General features: G+C 75.5%; 1 protein-coding gene. It reads right to left on the bottom strand.

Annotated features, from left to right (window positions below):
- A partial coding sequence (locus FOE67_RS27020; protein ID WP_323385601.1) for a PP2C family protein-serine/threonine phosphatase occupies nt 1-907 on the bottom strand: 907 nt, incomplete at its 3' end.
- Between the last annotated feature and the right edge of the window lie 37 nt (nt 908-944).

The following is a 944-nucleotide window of genomic DNA, read 5'->3' as shown; positions in this document are numbered from 1 at the left end:
GGTGGGGTGCGGTGGCCGGGGGCAGGCGGAGCGCCAGCACCGCCATGTCGTCGCGGCCGTCGCCGGGGTGGTGTGCCATCAGTTCCTCGCACAGCCGGCGCGGGGGGAGGTCCCTGCGCCGTTCCGCCAGCCGGGCCAGCTCGGCCATTCCCTCGTCCACGGAACGTCGTCGGTGTTCGACCAGACCGTCGGTGAACAGCAGCAACACGGCGCCGGGCGGCAGGACCCGATGATGTCCGGGCCGTGCCCGGTCGGGATCGACACCCAGCGGCAGCCCGGGCTCGCCGGGCAGGTATTCGGCTCCGCCGGCGGGGTCCAGGACCAGAGGGGGCGGGTGCCCGGCCGTGCTCCAGTCGACACCCCGGCGCCCCTCCCCCGGGCCCGCCGGGGAGACCCGGAGCAGGCAGGCGGTGGTCAGGGGGTTGTCCGCCATCGCGTCCCCCACCCGGTCCAGGCGACGGAGCACCTCCGCGGGCGGTTCCGGGCGGTCGTACAGAAGGGCACGCAACATGTTGCGGGTGCGGGACATCGTGGCCGCCGCCCGCAGGTCGTGACCGATGACGTCGCCGATCACGGCCACCAGGGACCCGTCGGGCAGGGTCAGGGCGTCGTACCAGTCCCCGCCGAGCCGACCCGGCGCCGCCGCGGGTCGGTAGACACCGGCGACGGTGAAGGGACGGGCATCGGGGAGCTCGGGCAACAGCAGCCGCTGGAACCGCTCGGCACCGGCCCTGACCCGCTCGAAGAGCCGGGCGTTCTCGATCGCCACCCCGGCGGCCCCGGCGAGGGCCACCAGCACCTCCTCGTCGCGTTCGTCGAAGGGGCGCCCGTCCCGACGGTCGGCGAGGTAGAGATTGCCGTACCGGCCGCCGCGGGCGGAGAGGGCGACGCCCAACAGGCCTCGCATCGGGGGGTGACCGGGCGGGAAGCCGACGGAGGCGGGG

This window comes from Streptomyces calidiresistens, from assembly GCF_014141525.1.
Classification (GTDB): Bacteria; Actinomycetota; Actinomycetes; order Streptomycetales; family Streptomycetaceae; genus Streptomyces; species Streptomyces calidiresistens.
The sequence above is the reverse complement of the archived record's forward strand: the minus strand, read 5'-3'. Positions and strand labels throughout refer to the sequence as shown.